19 protein-coding genes and 1 tRNA gene are annotated in these 18,452 nt (G+C 41.3%); 6 read left to right on the top strand and 14 right to left on the bottom strand.

The features are described from left to right. Nucleotides 1-17 precede the first annotated feature (17 nt). The 5 genes from Q4D72_RS10325 to Q4D72_RS10305 all read right to left on the bottom strand — a co-directional run bounded on the left by Q4D72_RS10325 (nucleotide 18) and on the right by Q4D72_RS10305 (nucleotide 5,567). On the bottom strand, nucleotides 18-575 hold the full coding sequence (locus Q4D72_RS10325) for a hypothetical protein (RefSeq protein ID WP_303077781.1): 558 nt from the start codon (nucleotides 573-575) through the stop codon (nucleotides 18-20). Between the two features lie 162 nt (nucleotides 576-737). Continuing rightward, on the bottom strand, nucleotides 738-1,142 hold the full coding sequence (locus tag Q4D72_RS10320) for a PIN domain-containing protein (protein ID WP_303077780.1): 405 nt from the start codon (nucleotides 1,140-1,142) through the stop codon (nucleotides 738-740). After that, nucleotides 1,129-1,305 (bottom strand): hypothetical protein, encoded by a 177-nt coding sequence (locus tag Q4D72_RS10315; protein WP_303077778.1) that lies wholly within the window; start codon nucleotides 1,303-1,305, stop codon nucleotides 1,129-1,131. Before Q4D72_RS10315 ends, Q4D72_RS10320 begins: the two co-directional genes overlap by 14 nt. A 509-nt stretch (nucleotides 1,306-1,814) precedes the next feature. Further along, nucleotides 1,815-4,205 carry a TonB-dependent receptor gene (locus tag Q4D72_RS10310; RefSeq protein WP_303077777.1) on the bottom strand — a complete coding sequence of 797 codons (2,391 nt, stop codon included), beginning with the start codon at nucleotides 4,203-4,205 and terminating at the stop codon, nucleotides 1,815-1,817. A gap of 21 nt (nucleotides 4,206-4,226) precedes the next feature. Then, nucleotides 4,227-5,567 (bottom strand): PKD domain-containing protein, encoded by a 1,341-nt coding sequence (locus tag Q4D72_RS10305; protein WP_303077776.1) that lies wholly within the window; start codon nucleotides 5,565-5,567, stop codon nucleotides 4,227-4,229. Nucleotides 5,568-5,740: 173 nt separating this feature from the next. Between Q4D72_RS10305 and Q4D72_RS10300 the strand changes: the two genes are divergently transcribed. Beyond that, a tRNA-His gene (locus Q4D72_RS10300) sits at nucleotides 5,741-5,816 on the top strand. Nucleotides 5,817-5,926: 110 nt separating this feature from the next. Here Q4D72_RS10300 and Q4D72_RS10295 read toward each other — a convergent pair. From Q4D72_RS10295 to Q4D72_RS10255, 9 genes are all read right to left on the bottom strand, one after another. Continuing rightward, on the bottom strand, nucleotides 5,927-6,667 hold the full coding sequence (locus Q4D72_RS10295) for an LVIVD repeat-containing protein (protein WP_303077775.1): 741 nt from the start codon (nucleotides 6,665-6,667) through the stop codon (nucleotides 5,927-5,929). 12 nt (nucleotides 6,668-6,679) lie between these two features. Next, on the bottom strand, nucleotides 6,680-7,186 hold the full coding sequence (locus tag Q4D72_RS10290; protein ID WP_303077774.1) for a hypothetical protein: 507 nt from the start codon (nucleotides 7,184-7,186) through the stop codon (nucleotides 6,680-6,682). Nucleotides 7,187-7,394: 208 nt separating this feature from the next. Then, nucleotides 7,395-9,086, bottom strand: a complete 1,692-nt coding sequence (locus Q4D72_RS10285; RefSeq protein WP_303077773.1) for a DUF6029 family protein — start codon at nucleotides 9,084-9,086, stop codon at nucleotides 7,395-7,397. Beyond that, on the bottom strand, nucleotides 9,086-9,568 hold the full coding sequence (locus Q4D72_RS10280) for a TlpA disulfide reductase family protein (protein WP_303077772.1): 483 nt from the start codon (nucleotides 9,566-9,568) through the stop codon (nucleotides 9,086-9,088). The genes Q4D72_RS10285 and Q4D72_RS10280 overlap by 1 nt, the downstream gene beginning before the upstream one ends. A gap of 43 nt (nucleotides 9,569-9,611) precedes the next feature. Beyond that, entirely contained in the window at nucleotides 9,612-10,490 is an 879-nt protein-coding gene (locus Q4D72_RS10275; RefSeq protein ID WP_303077771.1) for a hypothetical protein, read from the bottom strand. A 184-nt stretch (nucleotides 10,491-10,674) separates the two neighbouring features. Further along, the gene (locus tag Q4D72_RS10270) at nucleotides 10,675-10,989 is read right to left on the bottom strand and encodes a septal ring lytic transglycosylase RlpA family protein (protein ID WP_303077782.1); all 315 of its coding nucleotides are present in this window, start codon (nucleotides 10,987-10,989) and stop codon (nucleotides 10,675-10,677) included. A 269-nt stretch (nucleotides 10,990-11,258) separates the two neighbouring features. Next, nucleotides 11,259-12,377 (bottom strand): energy transducer TonB, encoded by a 1,119-nt coding sequence (locus Q4D72_RS10265; protein ID WP_303077769.1) that lies wholly within the window; start codon nucleotides 12,375-12,377, stop codon nucleotides 11,259-11,261. Nucleotides 12,378-12,501: 124 nt separating this feature from the next. Beyond that, nucleotides 12,502-13,548: an inorganic phosphate transporter gene (locus Q4D72_RS10260; RefSeq protein WP_303077768.1), complete on the bottom strand. Its 1,047-nt coding sequence runs from the start codon at nucleotides 13,546-13,548 to the stop codon at nucleotides 12,502-12,504. Between the two features lie 25 nt (nucleotides 13,549-13,573). Then, nucleotides 13,574-14,047, bottom strand: coding sequence for a DinB family protein (locus Q4D72_RS10255; protein WP_303077767.1), 474 nt, complete (start codon nucleotides 14,045-14,047; stop codon nucleotides 13,574-13,576). A gap of 201 nt (nucleotides 14,048-14,248) precedes the next feature. On the opposite strand from Q4D72_RS10255, the gene Q4D72_RS10250 reads away from it, so the two are divergent. The 5 genes from Q4D72_RS10250 to lepA form a co-directional block, all read left to right on the top strand. Then, nucleotides 14,249-14,701 (top strand): 6-carboxytetrahydropterin synthase, encoded by a 453-nt coding sequence (locus Q4D72_RS10250; protein WP_303077766.1) that lies wholly within the window; start codon nucleotides 14,249-14,251, stop codon nucleotides 14,699-14,701. A 2-nt stretch (nucleotides 14,702-14,703) separates the two neighbouring features. After that, on the top strand, nucleotides 14,704-15,483 hold the full coding sequence (locus tag Q4D72_RS10245; protein ID WP_303077765.1) for a UDP-2,3-diacylglucosamine diphosphatase: 780 nt from the start codon (nucleotides 14,704-14,706) through the stop codon (nucleotides 15,481-15,483). Next, entirely contained in the window at nucleotides 15,483-16,154 is a 672-nt protein-coding gene (locus Q4D72_RS10240) for a spermidine synthase (protein WP_303077764.1), read from the top strand. The genes Q4D72_RS10245 and Q4D72_RS10240 overlap by 1 nt, the downstream gene beginning before the upstream one ends. A gap of 83 nt (nucleotides 16,155-16,237) precedes the next feature. Beyond that, nucleotides 16,238-16,432, top strand: coding sequence for a 30S ribosomal protein S21 (gene rpsU / locus Q4D72_RS10235; protein WP_303077763.1), 195 nt, complete (start codon nucleotides 16,238-16,240; stop codon nucleotides 16,430-16,432). A 272-nt stretch (nucleotides 16,433-16,704) separates the two neighbouring features. Continuing rightward, nucleotides 16,705-18,452, top strand: a 1,748-nt coding sequence (lepA, locus tag Q4D72_RS10230; protein ID WP_303077762.1) for a translation elongation factor 4, incomplete at its 3' end; no start/stop codon positions are given.

Raw genomic sequence — 18,452 nt, 5'->3', positions numbered from 1 at the left:
ATTCATCGCCGTTGCATTCAGATATTGATGGGTTTTCTCAACGTACAACCTACTTCGCGGGTGTCAATGGTGTAATAACCATCTTTTAATTTATTGGTTTTCTGATTTTTAGGAACGATAACGTACACGTGCGTATAGGCATCGGCATACATTCCGCGTTGGCGTATGCGCCTCATATAGTGCGAAATACCCGCATTTTGCAGAATGGTACTGGCAAAAATGGAATAGCTTTTGCAGTCAATCCCCTCATTACGAGATGCCCAGCTGCAAGCCGGTGAGCGTAATTTTTGTACTTCGCCGTCCAGCTTGTACTGCAAATGGTTGAACAAAAACGAATGGATATTCGCACAAAAACGCGCCAGTGAGGTTTCATTTTGTAAAAGAACTTGCGTAAGTCGCTCGGTGTGATGGCGGTATTTTAAGGCGGTTTCTTTCATTTTTTGAATGGAAAATGACGTGTCGCCTTTGCCTAACCGCACCGATGAACAATCGGACGAAGGCATATAACCGTCGTATCGCGCACCGGACAAAATCGGGCGATACAAGGCTTGATTAATGCTTTCATAACTGCTCATTTTTTGCGATTTTTTACCCTGCAAAGGAAAGAAGAAAAGCAAGGGGGGTAGGTCAAAAAGGGTCATTTTAGGTCAAAAAGGGTCAAAAAAGGGCATTTTTAAACATTTTGAACAAAAAAATAACCGTCCGAAGTGGGCGGTTGAATGGGAAAAGAAGTTTTTTTATTTTTTAGGAGTGTGTAATTTTATCCCTTTAATTTGTTTAAAGTGTTTTGTGTTATCGGTAAAAACGGGCAAATCATAATACATTGCCGTAGTAGCTATAAGAATATCTGCGGCATCAACACTATCGGCTTTTAGGGCGTTTTCCATAGCCCGAACAGAAATTTCTTTGTTTAGGTGTAATACTTTTAGGCTGTTGAAAAAGGTCTTGCATTTCATTCGTTCACTCTTTGAAAATCCTTTATAAGCACTGAGCCAGCGAATGAGTTCAATATAAACAACGGAAGTAATTGCTATATTTTCCAAACCTATATCCAAAACTTCTTGTTTTATTTCGGGTTTCCCCTTTTCTCCCAAATAATTACTGATAATATTCGTATCGCAAATTACCTTAATAGCTTGCATAGAGTTCTTTTCGGTTAAAAGGTTTCACTTTATGTTTAGCGAAAATTTTTTGTACTTCTTCTGCTAACGCTCTCAATTTCTGTTCTTTTTTACTGATTTTTTCAGCTTGTGTAGTTCCGTTTAACCCCGCGGTTTTCTTTGTTTTTTTGGCTGTTGTACTCATAGTTTTTCGTTTTTTTGCAAAGATACGTTTTTTCTCTGATAAATAAGCATCGCATATTATTAATTCCATAACTTATTATTTTATAGTGTTATACAAAAAATCAATAAATGATTCGGATTGGTCTTTGAGCAGTAAAAAGGACATATTCCATTCTACATCAAGAAATAAATCGTAATGGTGATTAAAAATTTGTCCGCAAAAATCAATAGAATCAATTTCAGTACAACCAAATAGGGGAAATGAAATGCACTTTAAATACTGCATCACATCAAGAAGGGTTATTTCGTGTCCGATGATTACCAAAGGCGTGTAAGTACCGATGTGTTTTTTATTGATAACTTGCTCATTAGGAATGTCAGACGCTACTTGAATGTAGTCTGTGTTTGAGAAAACGCCGTTACTTACTGTGGGGTCTATTGTAGTTGGAAAATTTCATAAAACCCTTGCTCTCATCAGTGTTTGAAATACGTATTTTCATCCATTAACAGCTGTTTCTTGTTGGTTATTTATCATTCAAATGCTTTATGATAGAAATCGGCTAGGAGAATGGAAATGTAATTCATTTTTTCTTGCTTAGATAGTTTCTTTTGTAGCGTTTCTTTGATATCTTCCTTATGTTGGTTTGAAAAATCTTTCAGAAGCCCTTTTTCTTCGATGACATCTTGCAGGGTTAGACCTTGCAATTGCTCCATCATCCACAGATGTGTGAGATAAGCAGCTTCCGCTTTTCTGAAAACGGCTTCCTTTTCGGCAGATTTATCCTTATCCCATTCGTTTTTATGTGCAAAGAGGTTAGTTTTGAGTCGTTCGTCCATTCTGTGTGCCTGACGGTACAAGTTTTGCAAGCAACGGAACACAAACATACGATAATCTTGCTCTAACTGCTCTTCCGGAGTTAATTTTTCAATCGGTTTTTCAGATGCTACACGCTTCTCCCTTTTGATTCTGCGCTGTTCTCTTTTGTTTTTATGTGACTCTCCTTTGGCTCCGTTTCGACTTTCAGTTACTACCACAGGAAGTTCTTCCGCTACGGGCAATTCTTCTATTGCTACTTTCGGTTTGCTTTCTTCTTCAGAAATTTTAGATATTTCTTCCACAGGTAAAGACTCCGATTCTTCTTTTGGATTTTCTACTTTACTTCCGCTCTTACTCTTCTTCGTTCGTTTTGTTTTCTCCTTCTTCTTGAATTTAAACTTCGGAAGAGGTATTTCGGTCTTTTCAAGTCGGTAAGTGTATCCAATGCTTAGGTTGGTGTCTTGCCCTGAGTTTCCGGAGGATGGCGACTTGCTGTTTCTGAACGATTGCACAGCGCTGAATGTAAATTGATGGCTTTTCCAAGGCGAATACGCAGCACCAAGCTGTAAATTTGCCGTGTTGGCACTCGTTTGTGCGCCTACCGAGCGACTATAATTCCCTCCGATGGACGTTGAGAGCTTGTCATCAAGGAAACTCTTACCGATTTGGATTGACGGTCCGAAGATTTGCGATATTTCACGGGCTACATAGTTATGCGTATAATTAAACGAGGGCGTTAGCGTTAGTTTTTGCTCCGGAAACAGCCACGAATAGTTCAACCCGACGTTGTGGAAGCGCGAAATGCCCCCTTTCCGCACGATATCATTCTCGCGATTGACCACATCATTCAGGTTGTAGCTCAGCGTAAGCTGTTTGGTTTCCGAAAATACATAGACCAAGTTCGCCGAGACGTTTTGTGATACCTGCCGATAGCGGATAGAGTCCTGCGGCTGCTCGTACAAGCTCGGATTGTTTAGTTTTTCGAACGGATTGACCTGTTTGTTGGTAAACATCGTAAAGTTACTGTACGAACCACTCAGTGTTATGGCTTCGCTCACCTTTGCGGAAAGGTTTACCGACCCGACCCATTGATTCGATTGCTTTACTTTTTGTCCGCTAAGGTTGTCGCGCTGTTTCCCGATGCTTCCCGAGAGGCTAATTCTGCCCTGCCAGAGTGTTCCCGAGCCGTTTAGGGTGATATTTTCCATATCATTTACAAAGTAATAAGCGCCTAAGGTTCTATATTCGGGCGCCACTTGTTCATATCGCACCCCTACGGTGGCTTTTCCTATCAGAAAATTGATTCCTGCGTTGTACGCATCATATCCTTTGGACGTTTCATTTACGTATCCGAGTTTACTGAGGGCATATTCGCCAAAAACTTCAACAAAATGAAAGGGTTTGTACTTCCCGAAAGCCGAATATACGGCGTTTTCCTGCGGATAGATTTTCTTTTCGCCCGGAATAGGGTTGCTTAATGATTGCGGTTTGTCTTTCGCAAGGAAAATAATAGCTCCTACCTCCACCGCATCGTTTTTATAGAATAGTTTGCCTCCGTATCCCCACCGTTCATAAGCGGGAGTGGTTTGCGCATTGCCGTCATACTCCACTGCTTGCTGTAATCGCCCGCCCATTAGGGCTGCTTTGAGCGGAAATTTCTCGGGATTGAGTTCCAGCCCTACGCCGGTGAACTGTAATCCGTTAAAAGTGTAAGGCGAAAAGGTCATTGAAGCATCACCGATGTGCGCTTGTATCCACTTGTATTTGGGATGTAGGCTTAAGCGATTGAATTTAAACGGAATTTGGTAATTGAAGGCGCTCCCTTGGTTGGTGAAGCGATAACTAAACGGAATAGACCAGTCATAAAGCCCGATATTGAGGTTCCCGTTTAAAAAATAGAGAAACGGAGCGTTTTGCACGGCTTGCCCATTTTCAAAAGAACGCGCATAAGCCCCGCTAACGGAAGCACTTCCGGATACCCACAACGGATGTTTTTTGAATGTATCGCGCGTGCGGCTGCTGATGTTCTCCAAATCTACCTGTTGGGCAAATCCGTGAGCGAAACACAGCGCCATAAGCACCAAAAACAAACGCTTTGCTTTCATAGGCTGAGGATGCTAATCAAATCAGGGTATTTTTTGGATTTTGATGTCCGCCACGAGGTACGATTCATTTCCCTGCTGTACAAAATCTTTTATTTTAACGGCTCCTTTGCGCCCATTGGCTGTTTGGAACGGCACAACACGAGGCAATTCGGAAAGATTAAAGGGAGCTTGGTTCGTTTGCCCAACAACGGAAACTGCTGAAAGTCCGCTACCTGATGTCAGTGCATCAAAGTCAGTGGCGCTTATCAATAACGCTGCGTTATTTTCTTGTTTATTAACGATTTGTGTTACAGATGCATTTGCAATTGGTTCAAAAACGGTGGTTTGTGCTTTATCGGGCGATAGCAAGACGTTATAGGTGAAGGAGGGGTTCTGCCCGAAGTAGACAAAGTCAATAAGTTGCCCGTTTTCGGGGGTAATTTCATTGGCGGTGAGCACCTTCTCTAAGTAAGCGGAAAAAGCACAACCAACGGAGTGCTGCGCCGTGTGGATACCGAGCTTTATATCGGTGAAAGTCAGTAAATTTTGCCCCTGTTCCACCAAAAAGTCTTTACTTAGGGCAAGTGTTTGCTTATCGTTTTTGGCAGTGAGCGTAATTTGGTAATTTCCTGCCGTAGGGAGCAAAAAATCGGGGTTTTCAAGGGTTGATTCTTGCGAAAAGCCATCGCCTTTCACCTGCCAATGGTAACCAAGTGTAGCATTTTGGGTGTTGTTTTTCAGAAAGATGCGCACCGGAGCTTGCCGGTTTTCGGCGTATTCGTTTTCCCAATCGAAAGCAACCTCTAAGGCTGCCGCTACCGAGATGTTTTTCTCTATTTTTTCCGTTTGCGAGTGATTAACCACTTCTAAGGTAATTTTGAAATCGCCTCCGCGTTCAAAAATTACGGTGGGGTTTTCTTCGGCACTGAATTCGGGTGTACCGCCTTGAAAATGCCACTGATAAGCTTTTGCCCCTTGGCTGTGATTTTGCATTTTGAGCGTTAGTGGTGCGTGCAGGCTTCCTACTTGTTGCCAGTCAAAGTTGGCAGTGAGTTCGGCAAAGGCGGTGAATTGCTTTTGAAATGTTTTTTGTTCGCCGTCAAGGTTTGCGGCGTGCAGGGTGATGGTGTGCGTTTTGGCGTTTCGATAAACGATTTCTTCGGGATGTATGGCATCGGAAGTGGTGTAACTACCTTCGGGAAATTCCCAGCGGAAAGTGTCAGCGCCTTTTATTCGGTTGATAATCCGTACCCGCACCGGAACGTTATGACGCTCATCTGCCAGTGAAATCTCAAAATCGCCCTCAATGGGAATATTCTGTTCCACGGCGCACGCACCGAGCCATCCTCCTAAAAAAATACCATAAAGCCAGCTTAAACGCATTGTTTTGCAAGTTAGAAATGAGCCACAAAAGTAGTTAATTTGCTGCATTTTTAAAAGTTTTTTTACTGATTTTTGTCATACGAAGGGAGTAGGCATAAAATTTTGAATAAAAAAATGCTTATTTTTTTTGTAGATTCCATTTTTTTTGTACCTTTGCACCCGCATAGCAATATGGTGGTTTTAGCTCAGTTGGTTAGAGCGTCGGATTGTGGTTCCGAAGGTCGCCGGTTCGAGCCCGGTATTCCACCCAAAGCATTTTCACATTTTTTAAAATTTTATGGTTACTGAAAAAGAGCATCTTGTACATCAAAATGCTCTTTTTTTTGTTTATAAAATATGAAAAAAAATCTCTTTTAAAGTTAATATTTCACGGTGCTAATTACGGATAAATCTGAAAAATCAGCCGCTTTCCACTGGTACTGCGTAACTTCCCGCTCGCCAAAAGCATAAAGACGATTGTTGTGAAAAATCAAATCCTTATACGTTTTATTCTCAGAATGTTTCAATACCGGTTGTGCCGGATTTGAAATGTCGAAAAACTTCAAATCATCATCACAAACCGCCAAATAATTCCCGATTAGGGCAAGCCCTCGGGGCTGGGTTAAATTCCGCTCGTGAATTTTTACGGGGCGTTTTAAATCGCCAATGTCATAGACCTGCAACACATTGATATTGTTACCACAAGTTGAGTTTGAGTGCAAGGTAACAAAAGCGTGTGAGGCGTTTGCCACAACGGGGTCGCAAGCGTTAAAGTGATGATATTCAGATAATTTTTCGGGTGCTTCGGGCTGGGCGACAGAATAAATAAACATTCCGTTTCGAGAGCCGATAAACAGAAAATCATTGAGTGAAAACAGCGTTTCAATGTTGAAACCCACGTAAACGGTGTTTACTTTTGACGGATTGGTGGGGTTTGCTACCGAGAAGACGTTCAATCGCCCCGAATCAACCACATAAAGATACTCGCCAACCAAAGTAAAAGTTGCCAATGAACCGCCAACACTGTTGCCATCACGACTCAATTCAGCACCGGAGGACGAAGTTTCTTTACTACACGCAACAGCAAGCAATAAAAATATGACAAAAACTATTTTTTTCATAACACAATGATTTTATTCGGTTTTACTTTTTTTATGCCAATCCACCACCACTTTGTCTTCGGAAATGACGGGATAATAGCCATCGGGCGAGCGCAAAACAGGAAAGGTGTTTCTGATACGGTCGTGAATTGTAACTTTATTTCGCGAGAAATCACAACTAAAAGCTACTAAATCAACCGATTGATTTACGTATATAACATCACCTTTGATTGCCAAGTCGGTAGCTCCGGGTATTTTTAAAAATGCTATCAATGAAGGCGTTGTAGGTTCGGAATTGTCATAGACGTAAAAACCTTTGTTGGTATCGCCTATAAACATATAAGGTGTTTTGAGGTAAATTTTTCCGGCATTTTTCACTTTGGGTGTTCCGGAAGCATTTACAATGGCGATGGCATTTTCAAACGCACTACGCTCCATAATTTCGGGCTCATAATCAGATGAATACTTGTCATAAGTTCGTTCATACGGACACGAAAACAGCGTAAAACTTATTAACGAAAACAGTAAATATATTTTCATAACATTTCTTTTTTTAGAATGAAAATCACGATTTTAGGCAAAGATATGGATTTTTTTATAATTGCGCAATGAGTTTGTTTCTATTCGAGCAAAAATCTTCTTTTTTGCGTTATACAATAGAAACAAAAGTAGGAAATCACTCACAAAAAAGAGCGAAATCCTACTTTGACATCAAAATTAATTTACAAAATCGAATGAAAAATTTTGTCTAAAAACTGCTAGTGATGTTCAGTGTAAATCCGGCTGATTCGGGTACTACTCGGCAAACGCCACCAACACATAAAACGCCGCCTCGTTGGCGCCCGTAGCTGAGCGCTACGCGGGTACTTTTGTAAGCGAATGCCCCACCTATGTTATAGTAATGCAATCGTTTGTCGGGATTGTCATTCCCGTAGTTGTATAAATCACTGACAAAGAACGACCAGCGGGCGTTTGGTACGTATTCCAACGTGTTGGCAATCCAGTTTTTGGTGTCTTGGTCAGCCCATTGGTGTTGCATTTCCAAACGAAGCGATTGAGTGTCGGACAAAAAGTAAGTGCCCTCTGCCGAAATGGTGTGAGCCTTGACACGATACTCTTTCCCTACGATGGCAAAACTGTCGTAGTATTGATTTAAGTACGAAAAGATGGTGGTGAATCGGTCAGAAAACGGCTTGCGATATTCCACCGCCAAATCGTGATAATATTTTTCGCCAAAACCGAAAAATGAGCTTTTTAATTGGGTTTCTTTCTGTTCCAATCCGTATTTATCGAGGTATGTAACGGTGGTTACATCGTTTTTGAGTCCCGCCCAGTATGACCCGTTAATGGCAAAACTTGCCCCCGTGGCACCGCCTAAAAACGAATCGGGCTGAGCTTCATAAAACACATCAAACTGACCGCCAATTTCACCTTGCTTTTTCAGTGAATTGTTGTAATCCATTTTGTATTGTGCCTGATAGACGTAAATGTTTTGCAAACTATGGTCATATTGCTTGGTCAGTGCCGGTACATAATTTATCATTGCGTAATTATGGAGATTGTCCACTAAATTTCGTTGCGAAAAGAAAGAAAAGTTCTCCAATCGGCGGAAATTTAGGTTAAGTGCCAAGTTATTTGCGTTGTTATAACCCGCATTTAACAACAAAGCACTACCCGAGCGATTGATTTTAGGTTGAAATTGATTCTGTTCGTAGTGAATATCCTTTGTTTTGAACAAGTATTCGCCTCCGAAGTTAAAATTTTGGCCAATATAATCCGTTCTAAGCCCGAAAATAGTCGTGTTTTTATCGGTTTGCGGTTGTATTTCGGCGAGATCTTCGTGTCTTCCGGATAGTGTAGCGCCGAATTTAAGCGTGTAATCTTCTTTTTTAAGCCACTGCGAAATATCAAGTTCGGCATCGGCACCGTAAACGATTCCTTTTGAAAAATCAAATCCCATACCGATGCGTTGTTTTCCGCCGAGAAGTTTCAGCTGAAAAACATCGTTCAAGTTCCATTTTATGCGTCCGCCGAAGAGAGCGTTGTTAATGCCCAAGGCGCGGTCTTCCCAGAAACGCAGCGCCAATCCGCTACCGAATTGTTCGTAAAGATGCCCGGCGGTGAGGTCAATTCCTTTTTCAGAATTGTTATAGCGGGCAAAAACAGCACCGATGTGATATTTTTCCAACTGCGGATTGTAATTCAAAATTGCTTGCGGCAAATAGGTTTCGCCCTGAACGCCAAACTCAAAGTTTTTTACCCGATAATCCACCTTTAAATAGTTATTGGAACGGAAACGATGCTTGGCTTCGAGTTCATCTAATTTAATTTCTTTGTCATCAACGTAGTACTGCGAATTTGATTCGACCCCGACACGAAGTTGTGCGTGCCCTGCCATAAAAACAAAGCACAACAATGTGAAAGATAAATAATTACGCATTAGTTACGAGTTAAGGATTGTAGTTCTTTATGAATTTCGTTTTCAATGCCGGGTGTGTAGCCCGAATGCACGTAGGCGATTTTTCCGTTGTGGATAATCACTGTGTACGGAACGTTGGTAACGTTCATTGCCCGTTTTAGTTCGTGATTATCGTCCATCAGTACGGTGTACGCCCAACCGGCGCCTTTCACTTGTGCTTTTACGCGGTTTTTGGTTTTGGCATCATCAGTGGCAACGGCGATAAACTCGGCAGCAAATTCATTTTGCCATTGCGGATATTGCTTGTGAATGGCTTTGAGTTCCTTCACGCAAGGGGCGCACCACGTAGCCCAGAAGCTGACAATCACAGGATTGGATTTTGTGTTGTAATCCGAAAGGTTAACGGATTTTCCTTGTAAATCTTTAAGTGTTACGTTGGGCAAACCTTGCGCCCAAGCAAAAGTGCCCACGAGCACCAAAATGAGTGTAGGTATATATTTCATTATTTAAGTATTTACATCGTTTGGTTTTGCAAAAGTAATAAAATTATTTCCCATACGCCTCAAAAGTCGGGAAAATTTGCCTGTCGTTTTCGTACGTGAATAGCTGTTCTTCTTTGCCTCGTGTTTTGTTTTTGAGCCACAGAACGGCGTTTTTCGGAGCGATGTAATGCAATACGGGTTTGTTGGTTGCCCGTTGTTCGCCCAGCGAAACCCAACCGTTTTTGCCGTCATTATAAAAAAGTTCGTAAATATCACCTTCACGTATAAAATTATCGTCGTTTCGGGGAATAAATTGTATTTTACTTACTTTTTTGGGTGTTTTTGATTTAAAAAAGATACTTGTGCCGTTTTCCCAAGTATGGAAAAATGAAACAGGGTCGTTATCACAGCAATTTTTAAGTTGGTATAAGTCAATATTTTTCCAAGGTTTTCCGTTGCTATAAATGGAATCAAATGTGATTTTGTGGTGATTTTCATCAAAAAAATGAATTTCAGCTATGGACAGAACCGAATCTTTGGGTACTTGATACTGAAAAAATTGATATTTTTTGGGGCTATTGATGTTTACTTCGATGACGTTTTTAGGCGGAAGTTTTTCCATTTTATGTAATAAATCACTATTTGAAAAACGAGGATTGTTTGCCCCTCTTATTTCTGTTAATAATAACCAGTTTTTATATCGGGCAGAACTGGTTTTTCGTAACGGATACTTCCTGATTAAAGCCACTTTTTGAGTTTCACGGTCGGGTACAAAAATATGAACTTTGTCTTTTTTGTACATAAATGGATATGTAATGGGAATCAGTTCATTATCTTTGTAAGTCAATGGCTGATAAATCACAAAAGGCTCGATATTTTCAAAAACGAGGTGTTTGTCTTCTAATTTTCCTTGTCCTACGGCAAGCCAGCCGTTTACAAACAAACCCTTGTAAATGTGTTGTTTTTTGCATAAATGTATTGCTTTAAGTGATATGCAAAGGTTCAGTAAAAAAATTAGAAAAACAATATTGACTTTTAAAAAAGGTTTCGTTATTTTGCATAGCTATTGCTTTTTACAAACGCTATTAATCCGCAGGACTTCTATTTTCAAGCTACATTCAACCCAATCAATCCTTCACGATTTCAATGTCCACTAAAAGTTCTCCTTTATTGGTATTGTCGGTAATGTCCATAAAGGCGCGTTTGGTCAGGTCAATTTCGCGTGTGGTTTTTACCGGTCCTCGGTCATTTACGGTTACATAAATCCATTTTCCGTTAATTCGGTTAATAACTTTGAGTTTCGTCCCGAAAGGCAACGTACGATGTGCCGCCGTTTGCTTGCTGTTGTCAAACACGGTGCCGTTGGCGGTTTTGCGTCCGTTGAATTTATCGTGATAATAGGTTGCTATTACTTGCCTTTTGTAAGGTTCGGTGGCAAGCAAAGCGGATTTGCCGTTTTCTGTTGGTGCAGTTGTTTTCGCTTTTGCCGATTCTGTCGCTTTTTTTGGCGTGGCTTTTGACTTCTTTGAGGTGGTTTTTCCTTTCTTTGAAGTAGTTTTTGCCTTTTTTTGCGAAGTTTGTTGCGTGGTTTTCGGCTTTTTGCTTTGGTTTGCCGTTGTTTTTTGTCCGCTGCACGAAACAACGGCAAACAACATCAGCCAGAGGCTGAACAATAATTGCATTTTGTTTTTCATCTTCTTTTGTTTTATGATTAATCCCGAATTCTAAACACGATAGGGTACATAAGCGAAACAGGAACGGCTTTTCCGCTCCGATACGCCGGCAATTCAATAGGCAGTTTTTCAATGATGTAATACGCCATCGCTTGCAAAATCGGTTCGCCATTTAACAATGCTTTGATTTCCACCTTTTTCTCGGGTGTAATTTTAAAAATAACGTACACCGTTCCTTGTATGTTGCTTTCAAGTGCCTTTTTTGGATACACAAAGTTTTGTATAACAAACTCATCCAAGCATTTTTTAAATGCTTTTTGGGTCAGTTCTTTTTTGCTACCACACGAGGCGATTTTCACCCACTGGTCGGGCGGGAGCATCTCGTTTTCATTATTTGAAAATGAAATGCTTAACGTGGTTTCAAAACTCACTACTTTGCCGTTTTTACGGGCAGGAATTGCTTTGGGTAGTCGTTTAGAAGCTTTTATGATTTTTTGTCCCAGTTGTTCGTTTTCACAAAAAATATCACGAATGGCAACATCACCTTCGGAAGTAACCCGAATGAGTAGGTGCGCATCGTGTTGTTTTTCCGTTGCATCGGGCTGAACCTGTTGGTGAAAAAACCGAGATAAGGTTCTGTGAAATTCAGCGCCCGATTCGCTGTCAATCACCGAAAAATTCCATTTGGGAAAAACATCAACAGTGTGGTAATAGGTTCGGTTTGCCGAAAATACATCTATAAACTTCTCAAAAGTAAAAGGCAGGTTTACGTTGTATGCTACGGATTTATTATCTTTCTGTGCTGCAATAAGTTCGGGCAATTGCTCAATGAGTTGTCGCGCCTCTTGATTCAGCAGTGAATCCCGCCCCTGAACGTGTAACACACGTGCTTTTCCGGTAGGCTCAATTCGGAAACTCACCAGCACCCTTCCGTTGCGGTTATGCGTGTTTTTCAAATGGCTTTGAACGTAAGCGGCTAAGCATTTTTTAAATCCGGCTTCACTGCCGTCCGATTCGGGGCAGTCGTTGAATTTCGGGTGCGTATCAAACGAAGTGATTTCTTGCTCATCGGGAGCAATATTTTGTGCATTTATGTTCCAATTTCCTACCAAAGAAGAAAAAACCAGCGCCCAAAGAATGGAAAAAACTATTTTCATTGTCTACACTTTGTGTTGAGGTTACAAATATATGCAAAAAACGGATTTAGGCGTGCTTTTCCGTTTCAAAAAATTATTTTTTTAACAAAAAGAAATAAAAAAAGTTGAAAAAATCAAACCGATTTTAATGATTGTGAATAAGCCCTGCCATATCTGCCAAATAAATTAGAAGAAGCGAAAGTACAAATGAAATTATCGGGGCAATCATCCACATAGCAAAAAAGCGTTTCACTTGGGTTTTATTAAAGATGTTTTTAGGTCCCATTTTGGCAACGCCAATCCCCAAAATGGCAGCAACATTCACCTGTACTAATGATGACGGAATCCCCTTGGTGAGCGATGCCACCAAAAGCAAACTCCCCGAAATAAAGGCGATGATTACGGCTTCAAATTTCCCGAAAAGGATGATCTCTTTACCGGTATTTTTTACGATTTTATGTCCGAAAAGCGAACTTCCGATGCCGAAACACGGTGCCACAATCAGTGATGAGAGAATGAGGATGACCATAAAATCGTTTTCGTTTTGCAGAGTTAATTCATTAATTGTCATTGAAGCAATAGGTCCGGCGGCGTTGGCAACGTTGTTCGACCCGATAGCAAACGAAACATAGACCGACATCACGATTAAAATGGTGCTCCAAACCGGTTTAAGGTTTTCATTTTGTGCGCGTTGCATTGTTAGTCCGCGGCGGCGCATCGGTTTGTAAATGTATTTTCCGCAGAAATAACCCAACAGATAGGCAATTATCGGCAAGACAAACCAAGTCGGGATAATTTCAAAAAATAATTTTCCGGCATCTAATTTGTTGAAATAGAGCGCGGGAGCGGCAATTGCCAACACCGCTGCCTGACTCGTGGATTGTGGAATGCCCGAAATGTTGGCAATGAGCAAGGTAATGGCAACCGAAAGCAACGCCACTGACACTACCGTAAAGGTCATATAATCAGCCGATAAAATGCCGTTGCCCATCGTTGTAGCCGTGTTTTTTCCGGCAATGAATGCTCCCAAAAAAACGGCAATCCCAAAAATGCCGGGAATTAAACTTCTGCGAATTACATTAGCGCCGTAACTCGCCGAAAAGGCAGGAGCCGTTCCGCTACCGCCCATCGTAATGGCAAGTGCCATCGCTATAATATAGGGTATAAGTAACTGATTGTAAATGGGTGACATTCTCTTCCGTGATTAAACTACCAACTTATGCTTCCAAAAAATAATTCAACGCAATTACGGTGCCCAAGTGCATCCCTTCGTGCGTGTTGTTAAAATGAATGGCATCTTCAATGGAGGTAAGTTCAAACCCGTAACTGGTCATATACGTTTTATAGTTTTTAAACACACTTTGCTGATAATCAGCCTGTAATTGTGTTTGCGTTGTAACGAGTAGTTTTTTTAAGGAATTGATTTGTTCATCAGTAGGCACTTGTCCGTTAGGGGCTGTTCCTTTTCGGTAAGTATCAATAAATTCATCAGGAACTCGGGGGGTAACGCCGCTGAGTTTGTAGCACAAAATTTGCTGTGTGGCAACGCAATGTGCTATGTTCCAAAACACATTATTGTGAAATCCGTCCGGGATTTCAGCCAATTGCTCGGCAGTTAATTTTTCCAGAAAACCCAACAATTTGGTGCGGGTAGCCTTGTGTAAGTTAAATATTTGTTCGGTGAGTACCATTGTTCGTGTAAAATTTATTGTTGCAAAAATAAGAAATTTTATTAAAACAATCGGTTTTTTGGACTTTAAAGAAGAAAAACGTATGAAAGCATTTTGTAAAAAATTGGTTTTGCGTAGGTTAGTTTTTTATGGTGTTTTATTTTTTGTTTGCGTTGCCTTTTTTGTTACCTTTACGGCTTCAAAATACATTATTTAAGCACAATGGCAAACATACGAATCACCAAAAAATTTGATTTTGAGGCAGGGCACGCCCTTTTCGGTTACGACGGAAAGTGTAAAAACCTGCACGGACACAGTTACAAACTTCACGTAACGGTCATCGGGCAGCCGATTGACGACCCCAAGCACGCAAAACACGGAATGGTCATTGATTTCGGCGATTTGAAACACATTGTAAAACAACAAATTATTGATGAATTTGACCACGCAATGATTTTCAACGCTCAGTCGCCGCATTTACATCTGGCGGAAGAACTCAAAGCCAAAGGGCATCACGTGATTTTGGTAGATTACCAGCCTACCAGCGAGAATTTGGTGGTTGATTTTGCCCGGCGCATCAAAAAATATTTGCCTGAAAACGTGTCGTTATTCTCACTTCGATTGCAAGAAACCGAAAGTTCGTATGCTGAATGGTTTGCCGGCGATAATCCGTAAAGATGAAAATTGAACTTTTTGAAAATAAAAAAATTTACTTCGCTTCCGACAATCATTTGGGTGCCCCCGATTTTGTGGCAAGTCGCCAGCGGGAAAAAGCCTTCGTGCAGTGGCTTGACCGAATCAAACCCGATGCAGGAGCGGTTTTCCTTTTGGGTGATTTGTTCGATTTTTGGTTTGAATATAAAACCGTGATTCCCAAAGGATTTACGCGAACGTTGGGGAAGTTAGCCGAATTTACTGATGGCGGAATTCCCGTTTTTTTCTTCGTTGGAAATCACGACCTTTGGATGCGTGATTATTTCCAAAAAGAATTGAACATCCCTGTTTTTCACAAACCATTGGAATTTGAGTGCAACGGAAAACGCTTTTTGGTGGGGCACGGCGACGGACTCGGTCCCGACGATAAAGGCTACAAACGAATGAAAAAAGTGTTTGCCAATCCGTTGGCACAGTGGCTTTTCCGTTGGTTGCACCCTGATATTGGGGTGCGGTTGGCTCAGTATCTTTCCGTGAAAAACAAACTCATTTCGGGCGATGACGACGTGAAATTTTTAGGAGAAGAAAAAGAGTGGTTGGTGCAATATTGCAAACGAAAATTGCAAACCAAACATTACGATTATTTTCTTTTCGGGCATCGGCATCTTCCGATGGAAATTCCGTTGGGAAATTCCGCAACGTACATTAACACAGGCGATTGGATGCATTATTTCACGTACGCCGTTTTCGACGGAAAAACCACAAAACTCATTGATAATAAGCTAAAAACCCAAGCCGAGTGATGATAAAAAAATGGCTTAGTTATCTTTTTCCGATTTCGGTTCATAAGCAAAAGTCGTTGATTAACAAATCGATAGACGTAGCCTTTCGTAACGGGCGTTTGGTGCTCGACACGCCCAATACAAATTATTCGTACGGAAGTCTGCAACGCATTTTACGACTGGGTTTGAGGCAGATAGGCTTTCCGCAAGTGCGAGCAATGAAACACATTTTGGTTTTGGGTTTGGCAGGCGGAAGCGTAGTTAAAACATTGGTCGATGAGATTGGCTACACGGGAAAAATAACCGCCGTGGACATTGATGCCGAAATTGTTAATTTGGCTTGCAACTATTTTAAAATCAATGAAATTCCGAATTTAAAAATCAAAATTGCTGACGCTCAGGAATTTGTAAAAAAAGAAAAATCAGCTTATGATTTGATTATCATTGATATTTTTCAAGACGACACAATGCCCGATTTTTTATTCACCACGGAATTTATAAACCACATTTTTTCATTGATGACCCCAAACGGAATTATTCTATTTAATACAATGAAAATAAGTGAATTGCATTCCGAGCGGAATTCAAAATTCGCAGCGTATTGTCGACAAACACATCAGGTGAAAATTCTTTCAAACATAGAAGGAAGCAACGAGCTGATTTTCATTTCAAAATCGGATTTTACATCGTGATTTTATTTTTTCTTGCAAAAAATTTGTAGGTTTCAAAAGAATGTGTACTTTTGCGCCTCCAAATGAGAGGAGGTGTATAGATTATGTTGATAATACCAGTAAAAGACGGCGAGAGCATCGATAAGGCTTTAAAGCGTTACAAACGTAAATTTGACAGAACCGGAGTTGTTCGTAAACTTCGTGAAAAACAGCATTTTACTAAAAATTCTGTAAAAAGAAGAAATGAAATTCAGAAAGCTCAATACATCCAACATTTGAGAGACCAAGAAGAAATTTAATTCATTTTGAAAATAAAAAATCCGTTTCTAAAACAGAAGCGGATTTTTTTTTGTGTTTTTCTGAAATTAGTTTTGTGTTTATAACACACTTTGCAAAGTTTATAGGTATTTTTCTGCCAAAAAATCAAAATCACTCGGCTTTTTTGCCGAGTTTTTTATTTCGTTTCTTAAAAACCAAAAAAAATGGTATCTTTGTCCCTTGTATCAATTTAGTAGTTAATAATTTAAGAATCAGCTATACGCCCAAAGCGAGTAGCCATTAGCAATAGAAAATGAAAAACATACGTAATTTCTGCATCATCGCACACATCGACCACGGAAAAAGTACGCTGGCTGACCGCCTTTTGGACTTTACCAAAACCATCACCGAACGCGAAAAACAAGACCAACTCCTTGATAATATGGACTTAGAGCGTGAACGTGGCATCACCATCAAGTCGCACGCTATTCAGATGGAATATCAGTACAAAGGCGAAACCTACATTCTGAACCTCATCGACACCCCGGGGCACGTGGATTTTTCCTACGAAGTGTCGCGTTCCATCGCCGCTTGTGAGGGTGCGTTGCTCATAGTCGATGCGGCACAAAGCATTCAGGCTCAGACCATTTCAAACCTGTATTTGGCTTTGGAAAACGATTTGGAAATTATCCCAATCCTCAATAAAATCGACCTTCCGTCAGCAAATCCGGAAGAAGTGAAAGACGACATCGTGGATTTGCTCGGTTGCGACCCTGACGACATCATTCCTGCCAGCGGAAAAACAGGTCTGGGCGTGGAAAACATCCTCGAAGCCATCATCGAACGCATTCCTGCTCCGAAAGGCGACCCTGAGGCACCGCTACAAGCCCTGATTTTCGATTCGGTGTACAATCCGTTCCGTGGGGTGGAAACGTATTTCCGTGTAATGAACGGAAAAATTTCCAAAAACGACCGCATCAAATTTATGTCTTCCGATAAGATTTACCACGCCGACGAGGTGGGAACGCTCAAACTCAATCAAGTACCCAAACCCTTTGTGAGCTGTGGCGATGTGGGTTACCTCATCACGGGGATTAAGGACGCTCGTGAGGTGAAAGTGGGCGACACCATCACCTTTGCCCAAAACGGCTGTACGGAAGCCATTGACGGATTCGAGGATGTGAAGCCGATGGTTTTCGCAGGGATTTATCCTGTTGATACGGAGGATTATGAAGAATTGCGTTCGTCAATGGAGAAGCTGCAACTCAACGATGCTTCGCTGGTTTTTACACCTGAAAGTTCGGCGGCGTTGGGCTTCGGTTTCCGTTGTGGTTTCCTCGGAATGTTGCATTTGGAAATCATTCAAGAGCGGTTGGAACGCGAGTTTGATATGACCGTAATCACGACCGTTCCGAACGTTAGTTATTTGGCTTACACTAAGAAAGACCCCGAAACGCCTATCGTGGTGAACAATCCGTCTGACCTGCCCGACCCATCAAAACTCGACCGCGTGGAAGAGCCGTACATCAAGGCTTCGATTATCACCAAAGCGGATTTTGTGGGGCAAGTGATGTCGCTTTGTATCGAAAAACGCGGACAAATCACCAACCAGACCTACCTCACACCTGAGCGCGTGGAGCTGAATTTTGATATGCCACTGGCGGAAATCGTGTTTGATTTCTACGACCGACTCAAAACCGTATCAAAGGGTTACGCTTCGTTTGACTATTCGCCAATCGGAATGCGTGCCTCGAATTTGGTGAAGGTTGATGTGTTGATTAACGCCAATTCGGTGGACGCTCTTTCTGCCCTGATTCACGCCGATAATGCGTATAATATCGGTAAGAAAATGTGCGAAAAATTGCGTGAACTGATTCCGCGTCAGCAGTTTGACATTCCGATTCAGGCGGCCATTGGAGCGAAAATCATTGCTCGTGAAACCATCAAAGCCCTCCGCAAAGACGTTACGGCAAAATGTTACGGTGGCGACATCTCGCGTAAGCGTAAACTCCTTGAAAAACAGAAGAAAGGAAAGAAACGTATGCGACAAATCGGCAATGT

This window comes from Capnocytophaga sp., assembly GCF_030532915.1.
GTDB lineage: Bacteria > Bacteroidota > Bacteroidia > Flavobacteriales > Flavobacteriaceae > Capnocytophaga.
This window is presented reverse-complemented; position numbering and strand designations above follow the sequence as displayed.